The sequence below is a fragment of the Bradyrhizobium retamae genome (assembly GCF_001440415.1).
GTDB classification, from domain to species: domain Bacteria; phylum Pseudomonadota; class Alphaproteobacteria; order Rhizobiales; family Xanthobacteraceae; genus Bradyrhizobium; species Bradyrhizobium retamae.
Genome location: NZ_LLYA01000101.1, coordinates 111,126 through 129,419 on the forward strand (window position 1 = coordinate 111,126; position 18,294 = coordinate 129,419).

An 18,294-nucleotide genomic window follows, 5' to 3' on the forward strand; every position below is an offset into this window, starting at 1 on the left:
TTCCTTGCCCTTCCGAGCGTCGAGGTTCGCAAAAAACGGACCCCGGTGCAATGTCGGTATGGGCGGGTAGGCGCTGGGTAAAGCCTCTTCGCGAAGGATTTTCCCGGCGCCCCAACGTCGGGACGCGGTCCCAGTTCCGGGTGAGGAACTACAATCTTTAAGGAAATCGTTCCTTAAGTGCGCGGACGCTATATTACATCTCGGCGAGGCCGAAGCACCGGATTGGCGGCAGGCCTCCCGCCACGAGACCGCGATGTCCCAAGAACCGCTCGAAAAGATGATGTTTCAGCTCACTCTGCGGCGGCGGGGGATCAGCGACCAGGCGGTGCTGCGGACCATGGAAGAGGTGCCCCGCGAGGCTTTCGTGGCGGCTGGCGATCGCAGCCATGCCTATCGTGACAGCGCGCTCGGCATCGCCTGCGGACAGACCATCAGCCAGCCCTTCGTGGTCGCCTACATGACCGAACAGCTACAACTGCAGAAGCATTACAAGGTACTCGAGATCGGGACCGGCTCCGGCTACCAGGCCGCGGTGCTGTCGCGGCTATGCGCGCATGTCCTGACCATCGAGCGCTACCGGACGCTGGCGGACACCGCGCGCGACCGGCTCGAAGCGCTTGGGTACTTCAATATCGAAGTAATGCTGGGCGACGGCTTCCAGATTCCGCCCGGCGCCGGCGACTTCGACCGCATCATCGTGACGGCTGCGATGGAGCAAATCCCCGAAAAGCTGCTGGAGCGGCTGCTGCCGGGGGGCATCCTGATCGCGCCGGTCGGGCCCCATCATGGCAGCCAGACGCTGGTCAGGGTGACCAGGACGGATAGCGGTTTTGAGCGCAAGGAATTGGTCGATGTCCGCTTCGTCCCGGCCCTGCCGGGAATTGCGCGCGAACTGTAGAATCCCGGATTGGCGGTTCCCGCCAACATCTTATTCCAAGGGTTAAGCGGTTATTTACTCGGTACGTGTTTACTCAAAACAGTATTTTGTTGCGTACGAGTGAGTAACCATGTCCCGTGTCGCCGAGTTGCTTCGCTCGCGTCGGGTGCCGCAGGCCGCGGTGCTGGCGCTGATGTCGGTCGGCTTTGCCGGCTGCAGCGCCGATATGCAGACGCGCTTTTCCGATAGCTCGTTCTCCAACCCCTTTGCCTCTCAGCCCGAAGCGACCGGTTCGGTGCGCGCTCCCGCCGTCGAACGCCGCGAGCTGCCGCAATATTCCCGGCCGCAGGCCTCGACCCCGCAATACCAGTCCCAGGCCCTGCCGCCGCCCGCCGTCGTTGCACCGCAAGCCTATCCCGCGAGTTCGGGCGGCGTGTCGGGAGGAGGGCGCGGGGTTTCGTCTTATGCGCCGCCGTCCCATCCGCCGATCGAGACCACCGCCACGGTGCCGCCGCGCTCGGTGGCCGCCGCGCGCCCATCCGCGCCGGGCGGCACCACGATCATCGTCGGCACCAGCGACACGCTCGACATTCTGGCCAAGCGCTACAACGTTTCAGCCGCTGCGATCCTGCAGGCCAATGGCTATAAGGGTCCGCGCGTGTTGTCGCCCGGCCAGCAACTGATCATTCCGCGCCAGACGGCGACGGCAGCGCCTGCGCCGGCCCTCGCGCCTGCGGCCAGCAAGCCGGCTGCCGCGGCGGCAGCGCCGACCGTCCATGTCGTCAATCGCGGCGATACGCTGATGAGCATCGCCCGGCGCAATCAGGTTTCGGTCAGCGAACTCGCCAAGGCCAACAATCTCGATCAGTCCGCCAAGCTCAGCCTCGGCATGAAGCTGACCGTGCCCGGTTCGAAATCCGCCGCCGCCGCACCAGTGGCGCAGCCCGTTGCCGCAGCTCCCGCCCAGCCGGTCGCAGCGGTTGCGGCACCGGCCACCAAGATGGCTGCCGCCGGTGGTCCGCCGCAGAGCGCCCGGCTGGCACAGGCGACCACCAACGTCACCGAAGAGAAGCCCGTCGTCGAGCAAGCCTCGATCAAGCCCAGCGAAGCCACCGGCGCGCTGCCGACCTTCCGCTGGCCGGTGCGCGGCAAGGTGATCACGAGCTATGGCGCCAAGACCAACGGCAAGTCGAATGACGGCATCAACCTGGCGGTGCCGGAAGGAACGCCGGTGAAAGCCGCGGAAGATGGCGTGGTCGCCTATTCCGGCAACGAGCTCAAGGGCTACGGCAATCTGGTTCTGGTGCGGCACTCCAACGGTTACGTCACCGCATATGCCCATGCGAGTGAACTGCTGGTGAAGCGCGGCGATACGATCAAGCGCGGCCAGATCATTGCCAAATCGGGTCAATCGGGGGAGGTGGGCTCGCCGCAGCTCCACTTCGAGATCCGCAAGGGATCTTCACCGGTTGACCCGCTTCAATTCCTGAACGGGGCGTGAGCGGGTAGCTGAAACGGCGCCGCCCCACCCACAACTGTCGTCGCCCGGCTTGCCACCTCCGCTAAAGCTACGGCGAGCCCAGAGCGAGAGCCCCGGTGAAGCCTTGGCGTAGCCAGGACCGGGCGATCCAGTATTCCAGAGCAGTTGCGATTTGAACCGCGAAGCCTCAGCGCACTTGATCCCCCGCTTTCGCGGGGGATGACGCCAGAGGTGGGGACGCGCCCGCGGCCTACTTCCCGGCCAACCTCACGCCGAGCCTTCCGGCCAATTCCTGCGTGAACTGCCACGCGACGCGCCCGGAGCGGGAGCCGCGGGTGGTCGACCATTCCAGCGCCTCGCGCTCCAGCTCTTCGTCGGCAATCTTGATGCCGAAATGGCCGCAATAGCCGCGCACCATGGCGAGGTACTCATCCTGGCTGCAACGGTGAAAGCCGAGCCACAGGCCAAACCGGTCCGATAGCGACACCTTCTCCTCGACGGCTTCGCCCGGGTTGATCGCGGTCGAGCGCTCGTTCTCGATCATCTCGCGCGCCAAGAGATGCCGCCGATTGGATGTCGCGTAGAGGATGACGTTGTCGGGGCGTCCCTCGATGCCGCCCTCCAGCACCGCCTTCAGCGATTTGTAGGAGGCGTCATTGCCGTCGAAGGAGAGGTCGTCGCAAAACACGATGAAGCGGAAATCGGAGCTGCGTAGGAGGTCCATCAGGCCGGGCAGGCTCTCGATATCCTCGCGGTGAATCTCGATGAGCTTGAGCCGGTCGGCCGGCTTGCGGTCGATATTGATGCTGGCATGGGTTGCCTTCACCAGCGACGACTTGCCCATGCCACGCGCGCCCCACAGCAGCGCATTGTTGGCGGGCAGGCCGTCGGCAAAGCGCTCGGTATTTTCGATCAGGATGTCGCGCATCCGGTCGATGCCCTTGAGCAGGCCGAGGTCGACGCGGCTGACGCGCGGTACCGGCGAAAGGCGCCCCTCCGGATGCCAGACAAAGGCATCGGCCGAGCCGAACGCCTCGGGGCCTCCCGTCGCCGGCGAGGCCGCGGAGAGATGGCCGGCGATCGCTTCCAGCGCGATGGCGATCCGCTCGGCGGTGGCGCCGTTAAGCCGGTTTGCCGGACCTTTTGTCGCGGTTTTCGCTGGTCTTCGCGAGGCGGCCTTGGGGGCGGCGCGGGGCGCTGTTTGAGCCGCAGTTTTCTTGGCTTTTTTCGACATTTCCCGAGTTCCTGACGGCGCAGCCTTAACGGGCCTTGGAAGCTCTCGCAAGCGGCCTAAATGAGGGGGCGGCCAACGTTGCAATTGGGCCCGCCGCCGCTATAGTCCGCGCAAATTTACCCGGACCGGCGACGTGCCCAGGATGCTGTGCCCAGGCATGGCCGGTTCTTTTCCGTCTCACGAGGATTGTTCGAATGCTGATTACCCCTGCGTACGCCCAGGCTGCAGCCGGCGGCGATGCCAACAGCATGTTGATGTCGCTGCTGCCGTTCGCACTGATCTTCGTGATCATGTACTTCCTGATTCTGCGACCGCAGCAGAAGAAGATCAAGGATCACCAGGAACTGGTCAAAAACATCCGCCGCGGCGACACCGTCGTCACCTCGGGCGGCCTGGTCGGCAAGGTGACCAAGGTGGTGGACGACGACCAGATCGAGTTCGAGATTTCGGACGGCGTCCGCGTGCGGCAGATGCGGCAGATGATTTCGGGCGTTCGCGCCAAGGGCGAGCCGGCCAAGGAAAAGAGTGAAGCCAAGGACGAGACGTCCGCGAGCTGAGTTTTCCGCGCCGCTTGCCGCGGTGCATTTTCCTGGATCTGACGGATCTACTCGATGTTGTATTTCTCGCGGTGGAAGGCGCTGGCGATCATTCTGACCGCGCTGGTGATCTGCCTCTTCGCCGTTCCGAACTTCTTCCCCCAAGACAAGGTGAAAACCTGGCCAGTCTGGGCGCAGCGCCATATCGTGCTCGGCCTCGATCTGCAGGGCGGCTCGTACCTGCTGCTCGAAGTCGATTCCAACTATGTGAAGAAGGAACGGCTCGATCAGGTGCGCGACGAAGTCCGCCGTGTGCTGCGTGACGCCAAGATTGGCTATACCGGCCTTACCGCGCGCGCCGATGCCGTTGAAGTCCGCGTCAAGGAGACCGACCAGCAGGCGGCCCTTACTAAGCTGCGCGAGCTTTCGCAGCCACTCGGCGGTCTGCTCGGTTCCAGCGGGCAGCGCAGCCTCGAAGTCTCGGATGCTGGTGGCGGCCTGATCCGTCTCGCGGTACCGCAAGCCGCCATCACCGAGCGCATACGGCAAACGATCGAACAATCGATCCAGATCGTCGAGCGCCGCATCAACGAACTGGGCACGGTCGAGCCCTTGATCCAGCGGCAAGGCACCGATCGTATCCTGGTCCAGGTGCCGGGATTGCAGGATCCAACCGAGCTAAAGCGCATCCTTGGCCAGACCGCCAAGATGGAATTCCGCATGGTCGATTCGTCGATATCACCGGATCAGGCCCAGTCGGGGCGGGTGCCGGCCGATTCGGAAGTCCTGATGAGCGAGCAATCGCCCAAGGTTCCCTACGTCGTCAAGCGACAGGTGCTGGTGTCCGGCGGCGACCTGACCGACGCCCAGCCGGCCTTCGACCAGCGCACGAACGAGCCGATTGTAAATTTCCGTTTCAATAGTTCGGGCTCGCGAAAATTCGCACAGGCGACGTCCGAAAATGTTGGGCAACCCTTTGCCATCATCCTCGACAACAAGGTGATCTCTGCGCCCGTAATCCGCGAACCGATCACCGGCGGTTCGGGCCAGATTTCCGGCAGCTTCACCGTGCAAGCGGCCAACGAACTCGCACTGCTAATGCGCGCCGGCGCACTGCCGGCGCCGCTGACGGTGATCGAGGAACGCACCGTCGGGCCCGGACTTGGCCAGGACTCGATCGAAAAGGGCAAACTCGCGGCTTACATCGGCTCGATCATGGTCGTCGTGTTCATGCTGCTGACCTACCGCCTGTTCGGCGTGTTCGCCAACATCGCAGTCGCCATCAACGTCGCGATGATCTTCGGCGTCCTGTCGCTCTTGAACGCCACGCTGACGCTGCCCGGCATCGCCGGCATCGTGCTGACGGTCGGTATCGCGGTTGACTCCAACGTGCTGATTTATGAGCGCATCCGCGAGGAATTGCGCGGCGGACGCAACGCGATTTCGGCAATCGACGCGGGATTCCGGCGCGCATTGGCGACAATCCTGGACTCCAACATCACCACCTTCATCGCCGCTGCGGTGCTGTTCTACATCGGCACCGGCCCGGTTCGCGGCTTCGCCGTCACGCTCGGCATCGGCATCATCACCACCGTGTTTACGGCGTTTACGCTCACCAGCCTGATCGTCGCCGGCTGGGTGCGATGGAAGCGGCCGAAGACCGTGCCGATCTAGGGATTCGCTGTGACTCAATTCGTTCTCATTGCGCTGGGCGTTCTGATCGTCGTGCTGACCGTGGTCGCCGTGTTCGATCTGTTGCCGCCGCTGCGGATCGTCCCTGACGAAACGCATTTCGATTTCACGCGCTTTCGCCGCATCAGCTTCCCGATCTCGGCGGCGCTTTCGATCGTCGCGATCGTGCTATTCTTCACCCATGGGTTGAATTTCGGCATCGACTTCAAAGGCGGCACGCTGCTGGAAGTGCAGAACAAGTCCGGTCCCGCCGATATCGGCGCGATGCGCGCGACTCTCAGCACGCTTGGGCTCGGCGACATCCAGTTGCAGCAGTTCGGCGGTCCGAACGACGTGCTGATCCGGGTTGCCGAGCAGCCGGGCGGCGACGCCGCCCAGCAGGCGGCCGTGCAGAAAGTTCGCGGCGCGCTCGGTGACAGCGTCGAATACCGCCGCGTCGAGGTTGTGGGCCCGCGCGTTTCGGGCGAGCTTCTGGCCTACGGCCTGCTCGGCCTGATGCTCGCGATCTTCGGGATCCTGATCTATCTCTGGTTTCGGTTCGAATGGCAGTTCGCGCTCGGCGCCATGATCGCCAACATTCACGACATCGTGCTGACGATCGGCTTCATGTCGATCTCGCAGGTCGATTTCGACCTCACCAGTATAGCGGCGCTACTCACGATTCTCGGTTACTCCTTGAACGACACGGTCGTGATCTACGACCGCATCCGGGAGATGCTGCGGCGGTACAAGAAAATGCCGATGCCGCAGCTCCTCAACGAATCCATCAATTCGACGCTGTCGCGCTCGATCATCACCCACGTCACGGTGACGCTGGCGTTGTTCGCACTGTTGCTGTTCGGCGGCCACGCAATTCACAGCTTCACGGCGGTCATGATGTTCGGCGTGGTGCTGGTCGGCACCTACACCTCGATCTTCATAGCCGCGCCGATCCTGATCTACCTCGGCGTTGGTGAGCACCGCGAGGCGCCGGATACTTCTGCGAAGAAACCGGATACGCCGGCAAAGAAATAGTCATGGCAACATCCTCGGACGCTCCACATCTTCCGAGGCCGGCACCGATCGAAGCCTACGGCAAGGGCGGCTTCGCTTTCGCCGACATGTCGCATCGCGGCTCGCTGCTGTGCCTGCCGGACGGCATCTGGGCCTGGCCAGTTACAAAGCCCGCCGAGATCGATCAATATTCGCTGGACCGCGTGTTCAAGGTGGCCAATTCCATCGATACGCTGATTGTCGGCACCGGCACCGAAGTCTGGCTGCCGCCGCGCGGCCTTCGCGAGGCGCTGCGGACGGTCAGGGTGGTGCTGGACCCGATGCAGACGGGTCCGGCGATTCGCACCTACAACATCATGCTGGGCGAGCGGCGGCGTGTCGCGGCGGCATTGATCGCGGTGCCATGAGCGCCACGGCGACGTCGAAAGAATCCGCTGCGTTCTGCGCCGATCTGGTGCGCACGCACGACTTTGTCCGCTATGCCTCGACACTGTTCCTGCCTCAGGTCCAGCGCCGCGCACTGCTGTCGATCTATGCCTTCAATGTAGAGATTTTGCGCGTGCGCGAGCAGGTCAGCCAGCCGTTGCCGGGCGAAATCCGGCTGCAATGGTGGACCGATATGCTGGCAGGCGCCGGCCATGGCGGGGTCGAAGGCAATCCGGTTGCAGCCGAACTCCTGCAGACAATCGGCGAATTCCGCCTGCCGATCGAACCGCTGTCGCGGCTGATCGAGGAACACCAGTTCGACCTCTACAACGATCCAATGCCGTCGATGGCAGCACTGGAAGGCTATGTCACCGACACCTCGTCGGCGTTGTTCTTGCTTGGCGCGCGGATTGCGGCACAGCCCTCGGTGGCGATTGATCATCTCTCCCGCCATGCGGGTCTCGCCCAGGGCATGGCGCAGGTGATCGCAGCGCTGCCGCTCGATGCTGCGCGGCGGCAGTTGTTCGTGCCGCTGCAATTGCTGCAGCAGCATGGCAGCGGGATGGAGCAGGTCTTTTCGGGCAAGCAGACGCCGCAGGCGCGTGCCGCGATCGATCAGTTGATCGGAGAAGGGCAAAAACATCTCCGCACGGCCTTCGAGCTGCTCACGCATGTGCCGCCCCAAGTGCGGCCGGTATTCCTTCCGCTGGCGATGGTCCGCCGCGATCTGGATCATATGTCACGGGCTGACGTCGATCCGTTCGTGCCGCATGTAACGTCACGACTCCGGACGCTGTGGACGCTCTGGCGCGCCTCGCGCTCGCGGGAGTTTGGCGGGTAGGTTTCCGGCGTTCCCCGGATGAATCAATTCGGCCGCGAATTCAACTCGCTGCTTTCGAAATTGAACCGGTCGCGCAGATTCTTGCGGCTCTCCAGAATGTCCTTCAGGAACGCGCGGTCGATATCGCTCGTGATCAGCGGCTCGATCAGGTCGAGCTGGTTCATCGCCACAAGCTGCAAGATCTCCGTGCGCGGCTTGCCGGCGGCATCGCGGGGCAGGGCATGCACCACCTGGATATGCTCCGGCGGTTTGACGCCTTTGGCCGACGAAAGCTCGCTCCGCAACTGCTTTTCCAGCGCGACCTTGTCAGCCTCGACGAAGGCATACAGGCCGACGCCGGTACGGCGATCGGCGAAAGCGACAATGGCGGTATCGCGTACTTCAGGATTTTTCCTGATCAGGGCGCTCAGCACCGGCGCATCGTTGACCAGCCGGCGGCCGCCGCCTTCGCGATCGGTGAAGTTGAACAGGCCGCGGGTGATGGCCTGATAGACTTTCTTGCCGGTCTTGAGCCAGATACTGGCGACAAGGGATTTGCGCGCTAAAATCTTGCGCTCCATCGGCGTCAGCGCCGCCGGCGCATAGCTGCGCTTGTGCTTCAGCATATGCCGCAGATCTTCGTAAGCCGCGATCCGGAACAGGCGGCTTCTTGTCTTGAAGCAGGCCGCCAGTTGAAAATCGGTCACATAGGCGCGGCCGTCGCTGCCACGGAGCCAGTTCTGCTCCTTGGCGAGATCGTTGTGGCAAATGCCGGCGCGGTGCAGCTTGCGAAGAGCGAGCTTGGCGGAACGGAAATAGCCGATGTCGCCATGTGGCTTTGCCAGATGCAGCGCAACGCCGTCGATGAAGCCGCGCACCAGTGCCTGCCGACCGGCCCATAGCAGTCTCGGGCCGACGTCGAGATCGCGCGCCAGCGCCAGGGCGCGGCGCTCGCGTACGAACAGATGTTGGGCGAGCGGATAGGACCACAGCGGCACCTGATCGAGCCGGCGCAGCACGGCATCGACCTCGCCGCTATCCTCGCGAAACCGGCCGCGTTCGACGGTCGAGAACACGTCACGCTTGAGCAGCACGCCTTCGGTCCATCGCGCCGACAGGGTGGCGGCGTCGTCTTTCGGCAAGCCCATGGGATTACGCCGCCGCCGCTACGCGCAGACGATCGGCGATCCAGCGATCAAGATCCGACAAGGCGCGTGCGCTGAGCGCCTGCTTCTTGGCGACCGTCTTCTCATTGCCGCGCAGCCTGCTGCGATCGGCCTTCTTGGTCGGCACGCTGGCAAGCGGCGGAAACAGGCCGAAATTGATGTTCATCGGCTGGAACGAGCGTGTTCCGGTCTCGATCGTTTCGATGTGGCCGCCGGTGATATGGCCGAGCAGCGAGCCCAGCGCCGTCGTCGCAGGCGGCGGTTCGAGCGACTGTCCTCGCGCATTTGCCGCGGCATAGAGGCCTGCGATCAGGCCGATGCTCGCGGATTCCACATAGCCCTCGCAGCCGGTCATCTGGCCGGCAAAGCGCAGCCGCGGCTGCGCGCGCAGCCGCAATTGCCCATCCAGCAGCTTTGGCGAGTTCAGGAAGGTGTTGCGATGCAGGCCGCCGAGCCGCGCGAATTCGGCGTTCTCGAGCCCCGGAATGGTGCGGAACACGCGCTGTTGCGCGCCGTAGTTCAGTTTGGTCTGGAAGCCCACCATGTTGTAAAGCGTGCCGAGCTTATTGTCCTGTCGCAACTGCACGATGGCGTAAGGCTTAACCGTCGGATTGTGCGGATTTGTGAGCCCGACCGGCTTCATCGGACCGTGCCGCAGCGTCTCGTGGCCGCGTTCGGCCATCACCTCGACCGGCAGGCAGCCGTCGAAATAGGGCGTATTGGTCTCCCAGTCCTTGAAGTCCACCTTCTCGCCGGCCAGCAACGCCGCGACGAAGGCGTCGTATTGCTCCTTCGTCATCGGGCAGTTGATGTAATCCGCGCCGGTGCCGCCGGGCCCGACCTTGTCGTAGCGCGACTGAAACCACGCTACCGACATGTCGATGGAGTCCTTGTGCACGATCGGCGCGATCGCATCGAAGAACGCCAGCGCGTTCTCGTCGGTCAGTTCGCGAATGGCGTTTGCCAGTGGCGCCGAGGTGAGGGGGCCGGTCGCGACGATCACGTTGCCCCATTCGGCCGGCGGCAGGCCGGCGATTTCCGAGCGGTCAATCTCGATCAGGGGATGGTCGTGCAAGGCCCGGGTGACGGCGGCGGAAAACCCGTCGCGGTCGACCGCCAACGCCCCGCCCGCGGGCACCTGGTTGGCGTCGGCGGAGCGCATGATTAGCGAGTCCAGCCGGCGCATTTCGGCGTGCAGCAGGCCCACGGCGTTGTTGGCGGCGTCGTCCGAGCGGAACGAGTTGGAGCAGACGAGTTCGGCCAGGCCCTCGGTGCGATGGGCCTCGGTCATCCGCAAGGGGCGCATCTCGTGCAGGACGACGCGAGCGCCTGCACTGGCGATCTGCCAGGCCGCTTCCGAGCCGGCAAGGCCGCCGCCGATCACATGGACGGTGTCAGTTTTGAGAGTGTTGGAAATCATGCGCGCAGGGTTAGCGCGTTTTCGCGCCTGGCGCACCTACGAAGCGCTTCAAGCGAAGCCTGGCCCGGTGCAAACGACAACGCCCGCAGCGGGGCGGGCGTTATCCGTTCATCCAGGCGGCTGAGCAATGATCAGCCGTTATAGTTTCCGGCGGCAACGCGCGGAATGTCCGAACGATCAAGGCCGATGTCGGCTAGTTCGCGATCGCTGAGCTGGGACAGTTCGCTGACATTGCGCTGATAATCCCGAAATGCCTGGATCATGCGGATGAGCGAGAGCAACATGGTAGTCTCCTTGCAGTTACGATTCAGCCTTTGGAGGACGACTTCATCGTTGAAATGAATATAGCTCGGGTTTTTGCAGTGCAGAACTTATTATGTTGCGATGCAGCTAATCCTAGAACGCATAACGATGGTAACGGGCGCTTAATGTTTCGGCATAGTCGCAGATTAGCCGGCAGAATCACGTGATGGCGTGCGCCAAAAAGGAAAAGTAATGCCGTAGATTTGCGGGTTTCTCGTAATCGTCAGATAACCCTTAATTGACGATCAGGAGGCCGGAAAACCAGCTCGACGGCCCTCAAGAGCGATAAAACGTGCCACAAATGCCGGGCGCATTGGAATCTTCTTATGCGCGTATCGCATGCCGTTTGCAGAATGAATTGAATATAAATTCATTATTACGATCGACAGTCACAACGCGGCTGCCGCAGTGGCCGCCTTGGTGAATGGGGCGGCCTGCAAGGCCTAGTCACCACGGTCAGCCCTCTGAGTTCGTGTTAAGGCGCCCGCGAAAGCTGTGTCGCGAAATAACCGATGGTCTTTGCGCAGACCTCGCTCTTGTTCCACTCCTTGATCGCGGCGAAATTGGCGCCGCCGGGCTCCCAGTCCTTGCCGCGCCGCCAGCCGTGGTTGGCGAGGAAGTTGGCGGTCGAGGCCAGCACGTCGGGCGGGCTGCGCAGGAGGTCACGGCGGCCGTTGCCGTCGAAGTCGACGGCGAACTTGATGTAGGACGACGGCATGAACTGGGTCTGGCCGATTTCGCCGGCCCAGGCGCCGCGCATTTCCTGCGGCGCGATATCACCGCGCTCGACGATACGTAGTGCGTCCATCAACTCGGCCTTGAACATATCAGTGCGGCGGCAATCATAAGCCAGCGTCGCCAGCGCGCGCAGCGTCGGGAATTTTCCGATGTTGACGCCGAAATCGGTTTCCAGGCCCCAGATCGCCACCAAGACTTCTCCGGGCACGCCGTACGCTTGTTCGATGCGCCCGAGCACCGAGCCGTATTGCTTGAGCATGTTGGACCCGCGCGTCAGCCTGGGCGGGACCATGCGGCCGGAGAATTCCTCAAAACTCTGGCTGAAGACCTTTTGCGATTGGTCGCGGGCCAGCACACTCTTGTCGAACGTTACGCCGGTCAAGCCGGCCTGGATGGCGGACGCCGATATTCCCTTGGAGGCGGCTTCCTTCTTGAAGTCTTCCAGCCATGTTTCGAATGAGCCCGTGCCGCAGGGCGCCGCGAGCGCGGCCGCAGAGCTCAGCAACAGCGCGCCCAACGTCAGAGCGCGCAGAGAAAGGCGAGAGATCATCGTGCCGTTCGCTCCACGATCGATGCGTCTTCAGCATTAGTGTCGACCCCACGCCGAATGTTCGAAGCAAGGTCGGCCAAAACAAGGCTTATGTAGGTACGCGCAATGCCATTCCGTTGAACGTGCTCAATTCATCGTTAGTGAGAGGTGAACAGCCAATCCGCCGATCGGATTCGACCGGCGGATTGGTCGATCAGGTTCCGTGCAGGCCTATAACGTTATTCCCAGCGCCGCCAGGGGAACAGATTGGCCGGAAAATCGGCAGCAGGCTTGCGCTCGCGGTGCGGGCGGAGCGGGAGCGGCTGCGGGTTGAGTTCCGGCTCGATCGTCTCCCGATAGAGATGCCAGGTAGCGTGCCCGAGCAGCGGGATGACGACGGCAAGGCCGAGGAAGAACGGCAACGTTCCCGCGACCAGCAGCACTGCGACGATCAAGCCCCAGGCCGCCATCGGCACCGGGTTGTGTGCAACCGCGCGCAGCGAGGTCACCATCGCATCGCCGGCGCCGGCATGACGTTCCAGCATCAGTGGGAACGAGACCACGCTGATGCAGAGCGCGACGAGGGCAAACAGGAAGCCGACGCCGCAGCCAACCACGATTAGCCACCAGCCTTGTGGCGTCGTCAGCACGCGCGTCGCGAAATCGGAAAAGCCGGTCACTCCCGCATAGCCGAACGCAGCGATGTAGATCGCCTGCGCGGTCGCCACCCAGGTCACGAAAAGTGCCAGCAACAGCACGCCGAGTCCAAGCATCGCGCCGAATGACGGCGAGCGTACTACCTCGAGCGCATCCCAGGCGGTTGCCGGTTCACGGCGTTCGCGACGGCGGCTCATCTCGTAGAGGCCGAGTGCCGCGAATGGGCCGATCAGGGCGAAGCCGGCGGCCAGCGGGAACAACAGCGGTATGACAGAATAGCCGAGAACTGCGCGTGCCAGCACCAGTCCAAGAACGGGATAGATCACGCACAGCAGGATGGCGTGGCTTGGCACCGCCTTGAAATCTTCCCAGCCGCGCCGCAACGCGCGACCCAGTTCGGCGAAGCCGATGGTTCGGATGACTGGCGCGGCGGCATCCGGTGCGCGCTGCGCCATCGATGTGACATTGCCGTGATAGTTGGCCATGGTCGCTGTCTCCCTCGGGTCGCATTGCGCGCCAATCGAAAGACACACACACGCGCCGTTTCATAAAACGATCACGATCAGGCCAGACGCGAAGACAGAGTGTGGAACTGGCCGTGTCGCGAACTGTCGAGATAGGGTACTCCCAACCAGCAACAAACGCACTCACGCTTAGGTGAATGTTTCGTTGGCAAGCTCCGCCTGGGTGGTTAGACTTGCAAGCGATCCCGGCCTGGTGCTGCCGGTCAAAACAGTGCCTCCAAGACTCACCCCATCCTCAACTCATTGGGAGCAAACGATGAGCATTTTCGGAAAAATCATGAGCGCGATATTCGGCACCAAGGCAGACGCCGCGCCGGCCGGCGGCGGTGCGGTTGAGGGAGGCGCATCGTCCGGTGCGGCCGCTGCACCCGCGGCGACCGTCGACGTCGCGCCGATCCTCGATCAGGCAGTGAAGGCCAAGGGTGAAAAGCTGGCGTGGCGCACCTCGATCGTCGATCTGATGAAGGCGCTCGACATCGATTCCAGCTTCGCCGCGCGCAAGGATCTTGCGAAAGAACTCGGCTACACCGGAGACAGCAACGATTCGGCCAGCATGAACATCTGGCTGCACAAGCAGGTCATGGCCAAATTGGCCGCCAATGGCGGCAAGCTGCCGCCTGATATCAAGCACTGACGCTTCGCTCGGTCCTGACATGAGAAGGTCCGCGGCGGCGCGGGCCTTCTCTTTTTTGGTGCGATTGAAGGGCGACGTTATCCTGTGCAAGCTCGAGGGCCTGCCGGATATGTCTATCCGGATCGTTTGAGAGTGCCAAACCCACGCCGTCGCCCCCGCGGAAAGCGGGGGGCCATAACCACGGAAGGCAATGACGGGCGAGAATATCGCCTATGGTGTCTTCGATCGAGCACAACGATTTACGACATGGCGTATGGGTCTCTGCGTTCGCATGCGTTCGCAGCGACGACAGGATTCGCGTGATGCGTTGGCTCATCCCGTCAGATCGGCAAATTCCGGATTTCTGCGCAGATAATCCACGACGAAGCCGCAGCCGGCGATGACCTTGCGTCCGTCGGCGCGGATCAGTTCGAGCGCGCCCCTGATCAGCTCAGAAGCGATGCCGCGGCCGCGCAGGGCGCGAGGCGTTTCGGTATGGGTGATGATGACCGCCGCGGGCGTGACGCGATAATTCGCAAACGCCACGGCGCCGTCGATGTCGAGTTCGAAGCGGTTTTGAGCCTTGTTGTCGCGGACGGCGGCCATGCAGCGAATCCCGGATGATTCACCGTTCGATTTAGGGACATGAACCGGCCGATGCAAACCGGCGACGAACGGACAACTGCCTCGCTGGGGATTGGCTGACATGCTGTCTTGAGTCAGACCGCTACGTTGCTGGGCACCGATATCGGCGCAACTGACCGCCTCCATGAGCCGGCTGGCGCAATCGCGAGAGCCTGCAGCGGCTCGGTGCATTGCAATAAAGGACGTGCACTCGCACGGGATCTTTGCGGGCGAGGCCTTGCAACCGGGGGTGGGGTTCCTACGTCTTTGGGATGACATACGCCGCCGTGGCGGCCGGGTCTGGGCTCGATATCGGAAGTGCTGTGATCGCGGCCGCCGACGTATGCCTCTTTTCAAGGGGAGGTCTACAATGTCGGGCTTTAGTTTCTTCAACAAGCATCGCACGTGGGAAGACTGGCTTGGCATGCTGCTTGGCGTGCTGATCGTGGTATCGCCGTGGTTTCCGTTCTCCAGCCACGACGTGATGGACGCCGAACGCAGCACCATGATCCTCAATACGTTCGTGATCGGCATGCTGGTCTTCGGTCTGGCCCAACTCGAATATGTCGCACTGCAGCGCTGGGAGGAGGTGGGGGAGATCGCGCTCGGCCTCTGGTTGGCCGCTTCGCCCTTCATATTCGGCTATGCCGGTGACGACATGCTTCGGGCCTGGCACGTCGCCCTCGGTGGAATCGTCGTCCTGCTGGGCGCACTTCAGCTCTGGCAGGACTGGCGCTTGAGCGATCAGGAATTGGCCAATCATCCGCAGTAAATTCTGGAGAGCCCGTCGGCCCCACACGTGGCTGGCGGGCTCTCGATTTAATCCCGATACTTGAACGACTCGACGAGCAGCGCGCGACCGACCGCGGGCTGCCGTTGACCGCGGCCTTGATGTCGTTGATCTTCCATTGGCCGATGAAAATCATTTGCGCGGGCTTATGGACGCGAACGCGTGGCTGGATCATGGTGACGTTGGCCCGCTGGCGGCGAGACTATCATGGCCGGTAAGCCGCGAGGGCGGATTTGAGCTCACCGCGGCCTTTCTGCTATCGTTGCCATGAGATGTTCTATGTATGTTTTCCGAAGCGTGATGGTTGATCCCCTGTGACTGAAACGGTGACCATTCCTATCCCGCGCGGCGGTCTCGCGCGGATGTCGCGCCGGGTGATGAATCTGGCGCATATGCTGACCCAGAATGCCCGCCGTCATGGCGACCGCATTGGCTTCATCTGGGGTGACAAATCCTGGACCTGGCGCGAGATCGATGGTGCCGTGTCGGCTCTGGCCGCAGGCCTCGCCGCGCGCGGTATCGCCAAGGGCGACCGCATCCTCGTCCATTCCAAAAATTGCGACGAGATGTTCTGGTCGATGTTCGCGGCCTTTCGGCTTGGCGCAGTCTGGGTGCCGACCAATTTCCGCCTGATGCCGGACGAGGTCGCCTATCTCGCCAGCGCCTCCGGTGCGAAGGCGTTTTTGTGCCATGGCGGTTTCCCGGACCACGCCACAGCGGCAGCCAATCCCGCGCTCGAGTTCATCTGGAGGATCGGCGAGGGCGCCTTCGGCGAGAAGACGGTCAGTGACGTGATCGCCGAGCATGCTGGCGCCAAGGTCGAGAATGCGGCGGTCGACTACGACGATCCCTGCTGGTTCTTCTTTACCTCGGGCACGACCGGGCGCTCCAAGGCCGCGGTTCTTACACATGGGCAGATGTCCTTTGTGGTGACCAATCATCTCGCCGATTTGATGCCGGGCACCACAGAGACGGATGCCTCGCTGGTGGTCGCGCCGCTGTCGCACGGCGCCGGCGTGCACCAGCTCGTGCAGGCGGCGCGCGGCGTACCGACCATCCTGCTGCCGTCGGAAAAATTCGACATCGCCGAGGCGTTCCGGTTGATTGAGGTTCATCGCGTCAGCAACATCTTTACCGTACCGACGATTCTGAAGATGATGGTCGAGCATCCGGCGGTCGACAAATATGATCATTCCTCGCTGCGCTTCGTGATCTATGCCGGCGCGCCGATGTATCGCGAGGATCAGAAGGCCGCGCTGAACAAGCTCGGCAAGGTGCTCGTGCAGTATTTCGGCCTCGGCGAGGTCACCGGCAACATCACGGTGATGCCGGCCAGTCTGCACGACACGGAGGACGGCCCGCAGGCCCGCATCGGTACCTGTGGCTTCGAGCGCACCGGCATGCAGGTGTCGATCCAGGGCGACGACGGGCGCGAGCTCAAACCGTTCGAGACCGGCGAGATCTGCGTGATCGGCCCCGCCGTGTTCGCCGGCTATTATGACAACCCCGAGGCCAATGCGAAGGCGTTTCGCGACGGCTGGTTTCGTACCGGCGATCTCGGCCACATGGATGAGGAGGGATTCGTCTACATCACCGGCCGCGCCTCGGACATGTACATCTCCGGTGGCTCCAACATCTATCCGCGCGAAGTCGAAGAGAAGATTCTCACCCATCCCGCGATCGGCGAGGTCGCCGTGCTCGGCGTGCCCGACCCGTTCTGGGGCGAGGTAGGGGTCGCCGTCTGCGTCGCGCGCGATGGCGCTACTGCTGTGAGCGAAGCGGAGCTTGCTGCATTCCTGGCGCCCAAGGTGCCGCGCTACAAAATGCCGAAGCGCTTCTTCTTCTGGGAGGCGCTGCCGAAGTCCGGTTACGGCAAGATTCCGAAGCGGCTGGTTCGCGATGAATTGGAGGCGAGGGGACTGCTTGACCTTATCTCCAAGACGAATAGCTGAGCCGATGCGCAGCATCGCGCAGCCCGGGCCGCCCGCGCCCGAGCGCATCCAATGGGTCGAGGCGCGGGGACGGGCGTTCTCGTTCACGCTGCAGGCGGGCCTGCCACTGCTCGAGGCCGCGCGGGGCGGCTTCGCCGAAGCCGGATTTTCCGGCGGCGTGTTGAGCATGCGGGGAGGGGCACTCGGGCCGTTTGCCTATGTGATGCCGGCGCTGTCGAAGACCGGCGCCAATGCCGCGTTCTACAGCGATATGTTGCGGCCCGCCGGCATCACGCGGCTGAAGCTCGGCGCGATGACGCTCGGCGAGCGCGACGGCGCGCCGTTCTTCCATTGCCACGGGCTATGGACCGAGACCGACGGGCAACTGCACGGCGGCCACATTCTTCCCGAGGAAAGCGTCGTCGCCGAATCGTTCGCGGTGGAAGCATTCGGCATCGACGGCGCGATGTTTGTGGCCGAGCCCGATCCCGAGACCAATTTCAAATTGTTCGGGCCGGTGGCGTGCGTGAGCACGGACGCCGAGACCACGAGCCGCGCCTTTGCGCTGCGGCTGCGGCCGAACCAGGATTTTGCTGCGGCGTTGGAGACTTTCTGCCGGCAGCACGGAATCCTGCGCGCGCGGATTCACGGCGGCGTCGGCTCCACCATCGGCGCGCATTTCACCGATGGCCGAACCGTGGTGCCGTTTGCGACCGAGCTTGCGATCAGGGACGGCCTGATCGCGCCCGGTGCTGACGGCACGCTGCACGCGGAGCTCGATGTCGCGCTCGTCGATTATCTCGGCGGCATCGCCGAGGGACGGCTGATGCGCGGCGACAATCCGGTGCTGATGACGATGGAGCTGGTGCTGGAGGTGGTGTGAATCCGTAGAGCCTGTGAACCATTTGGGTTTTGCGGGTAGTCGGAGCCGAGACAACGGA

At 63.1% G+C, this 18,294-nt stretch carries 18 protein-coding genes; 11 read left to right on the plus strand and 7 right to left on the minus strand.

What is annotated here, in order from left to right; all coding sequences use genetic code 11:
• Window positions 1-253 precede the first annotated feature (253 nt).
• Both CQ13_RS12130 and CQ13_RS12135 read left to right on the plus strand, forming a co-directional pair.
• Window positions 254-898 (plus strand): protein-L-isoaspartate(D-aspartate) O-methyltransferase, encoded by a 645-nt coding sequence (locus CQ13_RS12130; RefSeq protein WP_082637432.1) that lies wholly within the window; start codon window positions 254-256, stop codon window positions 896-898.
• A gap of 109 nt (window positions 899-1,007) precedes the next feature.
• Window positions 1,008-2,378, plus strand: a complete 1,371-nt coding sequence (locus CQ13_RS12135; RefSeq protein WP_057843119.1) for a peptidoglycan DD-metalloendopeptidase family protein — start codon at window positions 1,008-1,010, stop codon at window positions 2,376-2,378.
• A gap of 229 nt (window positions 2,379-2,607) precedes the next feature.
• On the opposite strand, the gene CQ13_RS12140 is transcribed toward CQ13_RS12135, so the two are convergent.
• A complete protein-coding gene (locus tag CQ13_RS12140) occupies window positions 2,608-3,591 on the minus strand; it encodes an ATP-binding protein (protein WP_057843120.1) in 984 nt (327 codons plus the stop codon).
• A gap of 194 nt (window positions 3,592-3,785) precedes the next feature.
• Between CQ13_RS12140 and yajC the strand changes: the two genes are divergently transcribed.
• Genes yajC through CQ13_RS12165 form a run of 5 tightly spaced genes read left to right on the plus strand, consistent with a single transcriptional unit; the run spans window position 3,786 to window position 8,079 of the window.
• Window positions 3,786-4,148, plus strand: a complete 363-nt coding sequence (gene yajC, locus CQ13_RS12145; RefSeq protein WP_028345926.1) for a preprotein translocase subunit YajC — start codon at window positions 3,786-3,788, stop codon at window positions 4,146-4,148.
• Window positions 4,149-4,202: 54 nt separating this feature from the next.
• Window positions 4,203-5,801 carry a protein translocase subunit SecD gene (gene secD / locus CQ13_RS12150; protein WP_057843121.1) on the plus strand — a complete coding sequence of 533 codons (1,599 nt, stop codon included), beginning with the start codon at window positions 4,203-4,205 and terminating at the stop codon, window positions 5,799-5,801.
• A gap of 9 nt (window positions 5,802-5,810) precedes the next feature.
• The gene (secF, locus tag CQ13_RS12155) at window positions 5,811-6,833 is read left to right on the plus strand and encodes a protein translocase subunit SecF (protein WP_057843122.1); all 1,023 of its coding nucleotides are present in this window, start codon (window positions 5,811-5,813) and stop codon (window positions 6,831-6,833) included.
• A 2-nt stretch (window positions 6,834-6,835) separates the two neighbouring features.
• Window positions 6,836-7,219: an Mth938-like domain-containing protein gene (locus CQ13_RS12160; protein ID WP_057843123.1), complete on the plus strand. Its 384-nt coding sequence runs from the start codon at window positions 6,836-6,838 to the stop codon at window positions 7,217-7,219.
• The gene (locus CQ13_RS12165; protein WP_057843124.1) at window positions 7,216-8,079 is read left to right on the plus strand and encodes a phytoene/squalene synthase family protein; all 864 of its coding nucleotides are present in this window, start codon (window positions 7,216-7,218) and stop codon (window positions 8,077-8,079) included. Before CQ13_RS12160 ends, CQ13_RS12165 begins: the two co-directional genes overlap by 4 nt.
• Before the next feature lie 23 nt (window positions 8,080-8,102).
• On the opposite strand, the gene CQ13_RS12170 is transcribed toward CQ13_RS12165, so the two are convergent.
• The 5 genes from CQ13_RS12170 to CQ13_RS12185 all read right to left on the minus strand — a co-directional run bounded on the left by CQ13_RS12170 (window position 8,103) and on the right by CQ13_RS12185 (window position 13,356).
• On the minus strand, window positions 8,103-9,206 hold the full coding sequence (locus CQ13_RS12170; protein WP_057843125.1) for a serine/threonine protein kinase: 1,104 nt from the start codon (window positions 9,204-9,206) through the stop codon (window positions 8,103-8,105).
• A gap of 4 nt (window positions 9,207-9,210) precedes the next feature.
• On the minus strand, window positions 9,211-10,644 hold the full coding sequence (trmFO, locus tag CQ13_RS12175; protein WP_057843126.1) for a methylenetetrahydrofolate--tRNA-(uracil(54)-C(5))-methyltransferase (FADH(2)-oxidizing) TrmFO: 1,434 nt from the start codon (window positions 10,642-10,644) through the stop codon (window positions 9,211-9,213).
• Window positions 10,645-10,775: 131 nt separating this feature from the next.
• On the minus strand, window positions 10,776-10,928 hold the full coding sequence (locus CQ13_RS40915; protein WP_074278622.1) for a DUF1127 domain-containing protein: 153 nt from the start codon (window positions 10,926-10,928) through the stop codon (window positions 10,776-10,778).
• Window positions 10,929-11,422: 494 nt separating this feature from the next.
• Entirely contained in the window at window positions 11,423-12,235 is an 813-nt protein-coding gene (locus CQ13_RS12180) for a lytic murein transglycosylase (protein ID WP_057843127.1), read from the minus strand.
• A gap of 218 nt (window positions 12,236-12,453) precedes the next feature.
• Entirely contained in the window at window positions 12,454-13,356 is a 903-nt protein-coding gene (locus CQ13_RS12185; protein ID WP_057843128.1) for a DUF2189 domain-containing protein, read from the minus strand.
• Window positions 13,357-13,651: 295 nt separating this feature from the next.
• Here CQ13_RS12185 and CQ13_RS12190 point away from each other — a divergent pair, with 295 nt between their 5' ends.
• Window positions 13,652-14,029 carry a DUF3597 domain-containing protein gene (locus tag CQ13_RS12190; protein WP_057843129.1) on the plus strand — a complete coding sequence of 126 codons (378 nt, stop codon included), beginning with the start codon at window positions 13,652-13,654 and terminating at the stop codon, window positions 14,027-14,029.
• 312 nt (window positions 14,030-14,341) lie between these two features.
• On the opposite strand, the gene CQ13_RS12195 is transcribed toward CQ13_RS12190, so the two are convergent.
• On the minus strand, window positions 14,342-14,614 hold the full coding sequence (locus CQ13_RS12195) for a GNAT family N-acetyltransferase (RefSeq protein ID WP_057843130.1): 273 nt from the start codon (window positions 14,612-14,614) through the stop codon (window positions 14,342-14,344).
• 388 nt (window positions 14,615-15,002) lie between these two features.
• On the opposite strand from CQ13_RS12195, the gene CQ13_RS12200 reads away from it, so the two are divergent.
• The 3 genes from CQ13_RS12200 to CQ13_RS12210 all read left to right on the plus strand — a co-directional run bounded on the left by CQ13_RS12200 (window position 15,003) and on the right by CQ13_RS12210 (window position 18,236).
• Window positions 15,003-15,404 carry an SPW repeat protein gene (locus tag CQ13_RS12200; RefSeq protein WP_057843131.1) on the plus strand — a complete coding sequence of 134 codons (402 nt, stop codon included), beginning with the start codon at window positions 15,003-15,005 and terminating at the stop codon, window positions 15,402-15,404.
• A 332-nt stretch (window positions 15,405-15,736) separates the two neighbouring features.
• Window positions 15,737-17,374 (plus strand): acyl-CoA synthetase, encoded by a 1,638-nt coding sequence (locus CQ13_RS12205; RefSeq protein ID WP_430649680.1) that lies wholly within the window; start codon window positions 15,737-15,739, stop codon window positions 17,372-17,374.
• Window positions 17,375-17,378: 4 nt separating this feature from the next.
• Window positions 17,379-18,236, plus strand: coding sequence for a PCC domain-containing protein (locus CQ13_RS12210; protein ID WP_057843133.1), 858 nt, complete (start codon window positions 17,379-17,381; stop codon window positions 18,234-18,236).
• The last annotated feature ends 58 nt before the right edge of the window (window positions 18,237-18,294 follow it).

Excerpts from the sequence above, each read along its gene's own strand:
- CQ13_RS12130 (WP_082637432.1), top strand. The coding sequence starts at position 254 with ATGTCCCAAGAACCGCTCGAAAAGATGATGTTTCAGCTCACTCTGCGG.
- CQ13_RS12135 (WP_057843119.1), top strand. The coding sequence starts at position 1,008 with ATGTCCCGTGTCGCCGAGTTGCTTCGCTCGCGTCGGGTGCCGCAGGCC.
- CQ13_RS12140 (WP_057843120.1), bottom strand. The coding sequence starts at position 3,591 with ATGTCGAAAAAAGCCAAGAAAACTGCGGCTCAAACAGCGCCCCGCGCC.
- yajC (WP_028345926.1), top strand. The coding sequence starts at position 3,786 with ATGCTGATTACCCCTGCGTACGCCCAGGCTGCAGCCGGCGGCGATGCC.
- secD (WP_057843121.1), top strand. The coding sequence starts at position 4,203 with ATGTTGTATTTCTCGCGGTGGAAGGCGCTGGCGATCATTCTGACCGCG.
- CQ13_RS12160 (WP_057843123.1), top strand. The coding sequence starts at position 6,836 with ATGGCAACATCCTCGGACGCTCCACATCTTCCGAGGCCGGCACCGATC.
- CQ13_RS12165 (WP_057843124.1), top strand. The coding sequence starts at position 7,216 with ATGAGCGCCACGGCGACGTCGAAAGAATCCGCTGCGTTCTGCGCCGAT.
- CQ13_RS12170 (WP_057843125.1), bottom strand. The coding sequence starts at position 9,206 with ATGGGCTTGCCGAAAGACGACGCCGCCACCCTGTCGGCGCGATGGACC.
- trmFO (WP_057843126.1), bottom strand. The coding sequence starts at position 10,644 with ATGATTTCCAACACTCTCAAAACTGACACCGTCCATGTGATCGGCGGC.
- CQ13_RS40915 (WP_074278622.1), bottom strand. The coding sequence starts at position 10,928 with ATGTTGCTCTCGCTCATCCGCATGATCCAGGCATTTCGGGATTATCAG.
- CQ13_RS12180 (WP_057843127.1), bottom strand. The coding sequence starts at position 12,235 with ATGATCTCTCGCCTTTCTCTGCGCGCTCTGACGTTGGGCGCGCTGTTG.
- CQ13_RS12185 (WP_057843128.1), bottom strand. The coding sequence starts at position 13,356 with ATGGCCAACTATCACGGCAATGTCACATCGATGGCGCAGCGCGCACCG.
- CQ13_RS12190 (WP_057843129.1), top strand. The coding sequence starts at position 13,652 with ATGAGCATTTTCGGAAAAATCATGAGCGCGATATTCGGCACCAAGGCA.
- CQ13_RS12195 (WP_057843130.1), bottom strand. The coding sequence starts at position 14,614 with ATGGCCGCCGTCCGCGACAACAAGGCTCAAAACCGCTTCGAACTCGAC.
- CQ13_RS12200 (WP_057843131.1), top strand. The coding sequence starts at position 15,003 with ATGTCGGGCTTTAGTTTCTTCAACAAGCATCGCACGTGGGAAGACTGG.
- CQ13_RS12210 (WP_057843133.1), top strand. The coding sequence starts at position 17,379 with ATGCGCAGCATCGCGCAGCCCGGGCCGCCCGCGCCCGAGCGCATCCAA.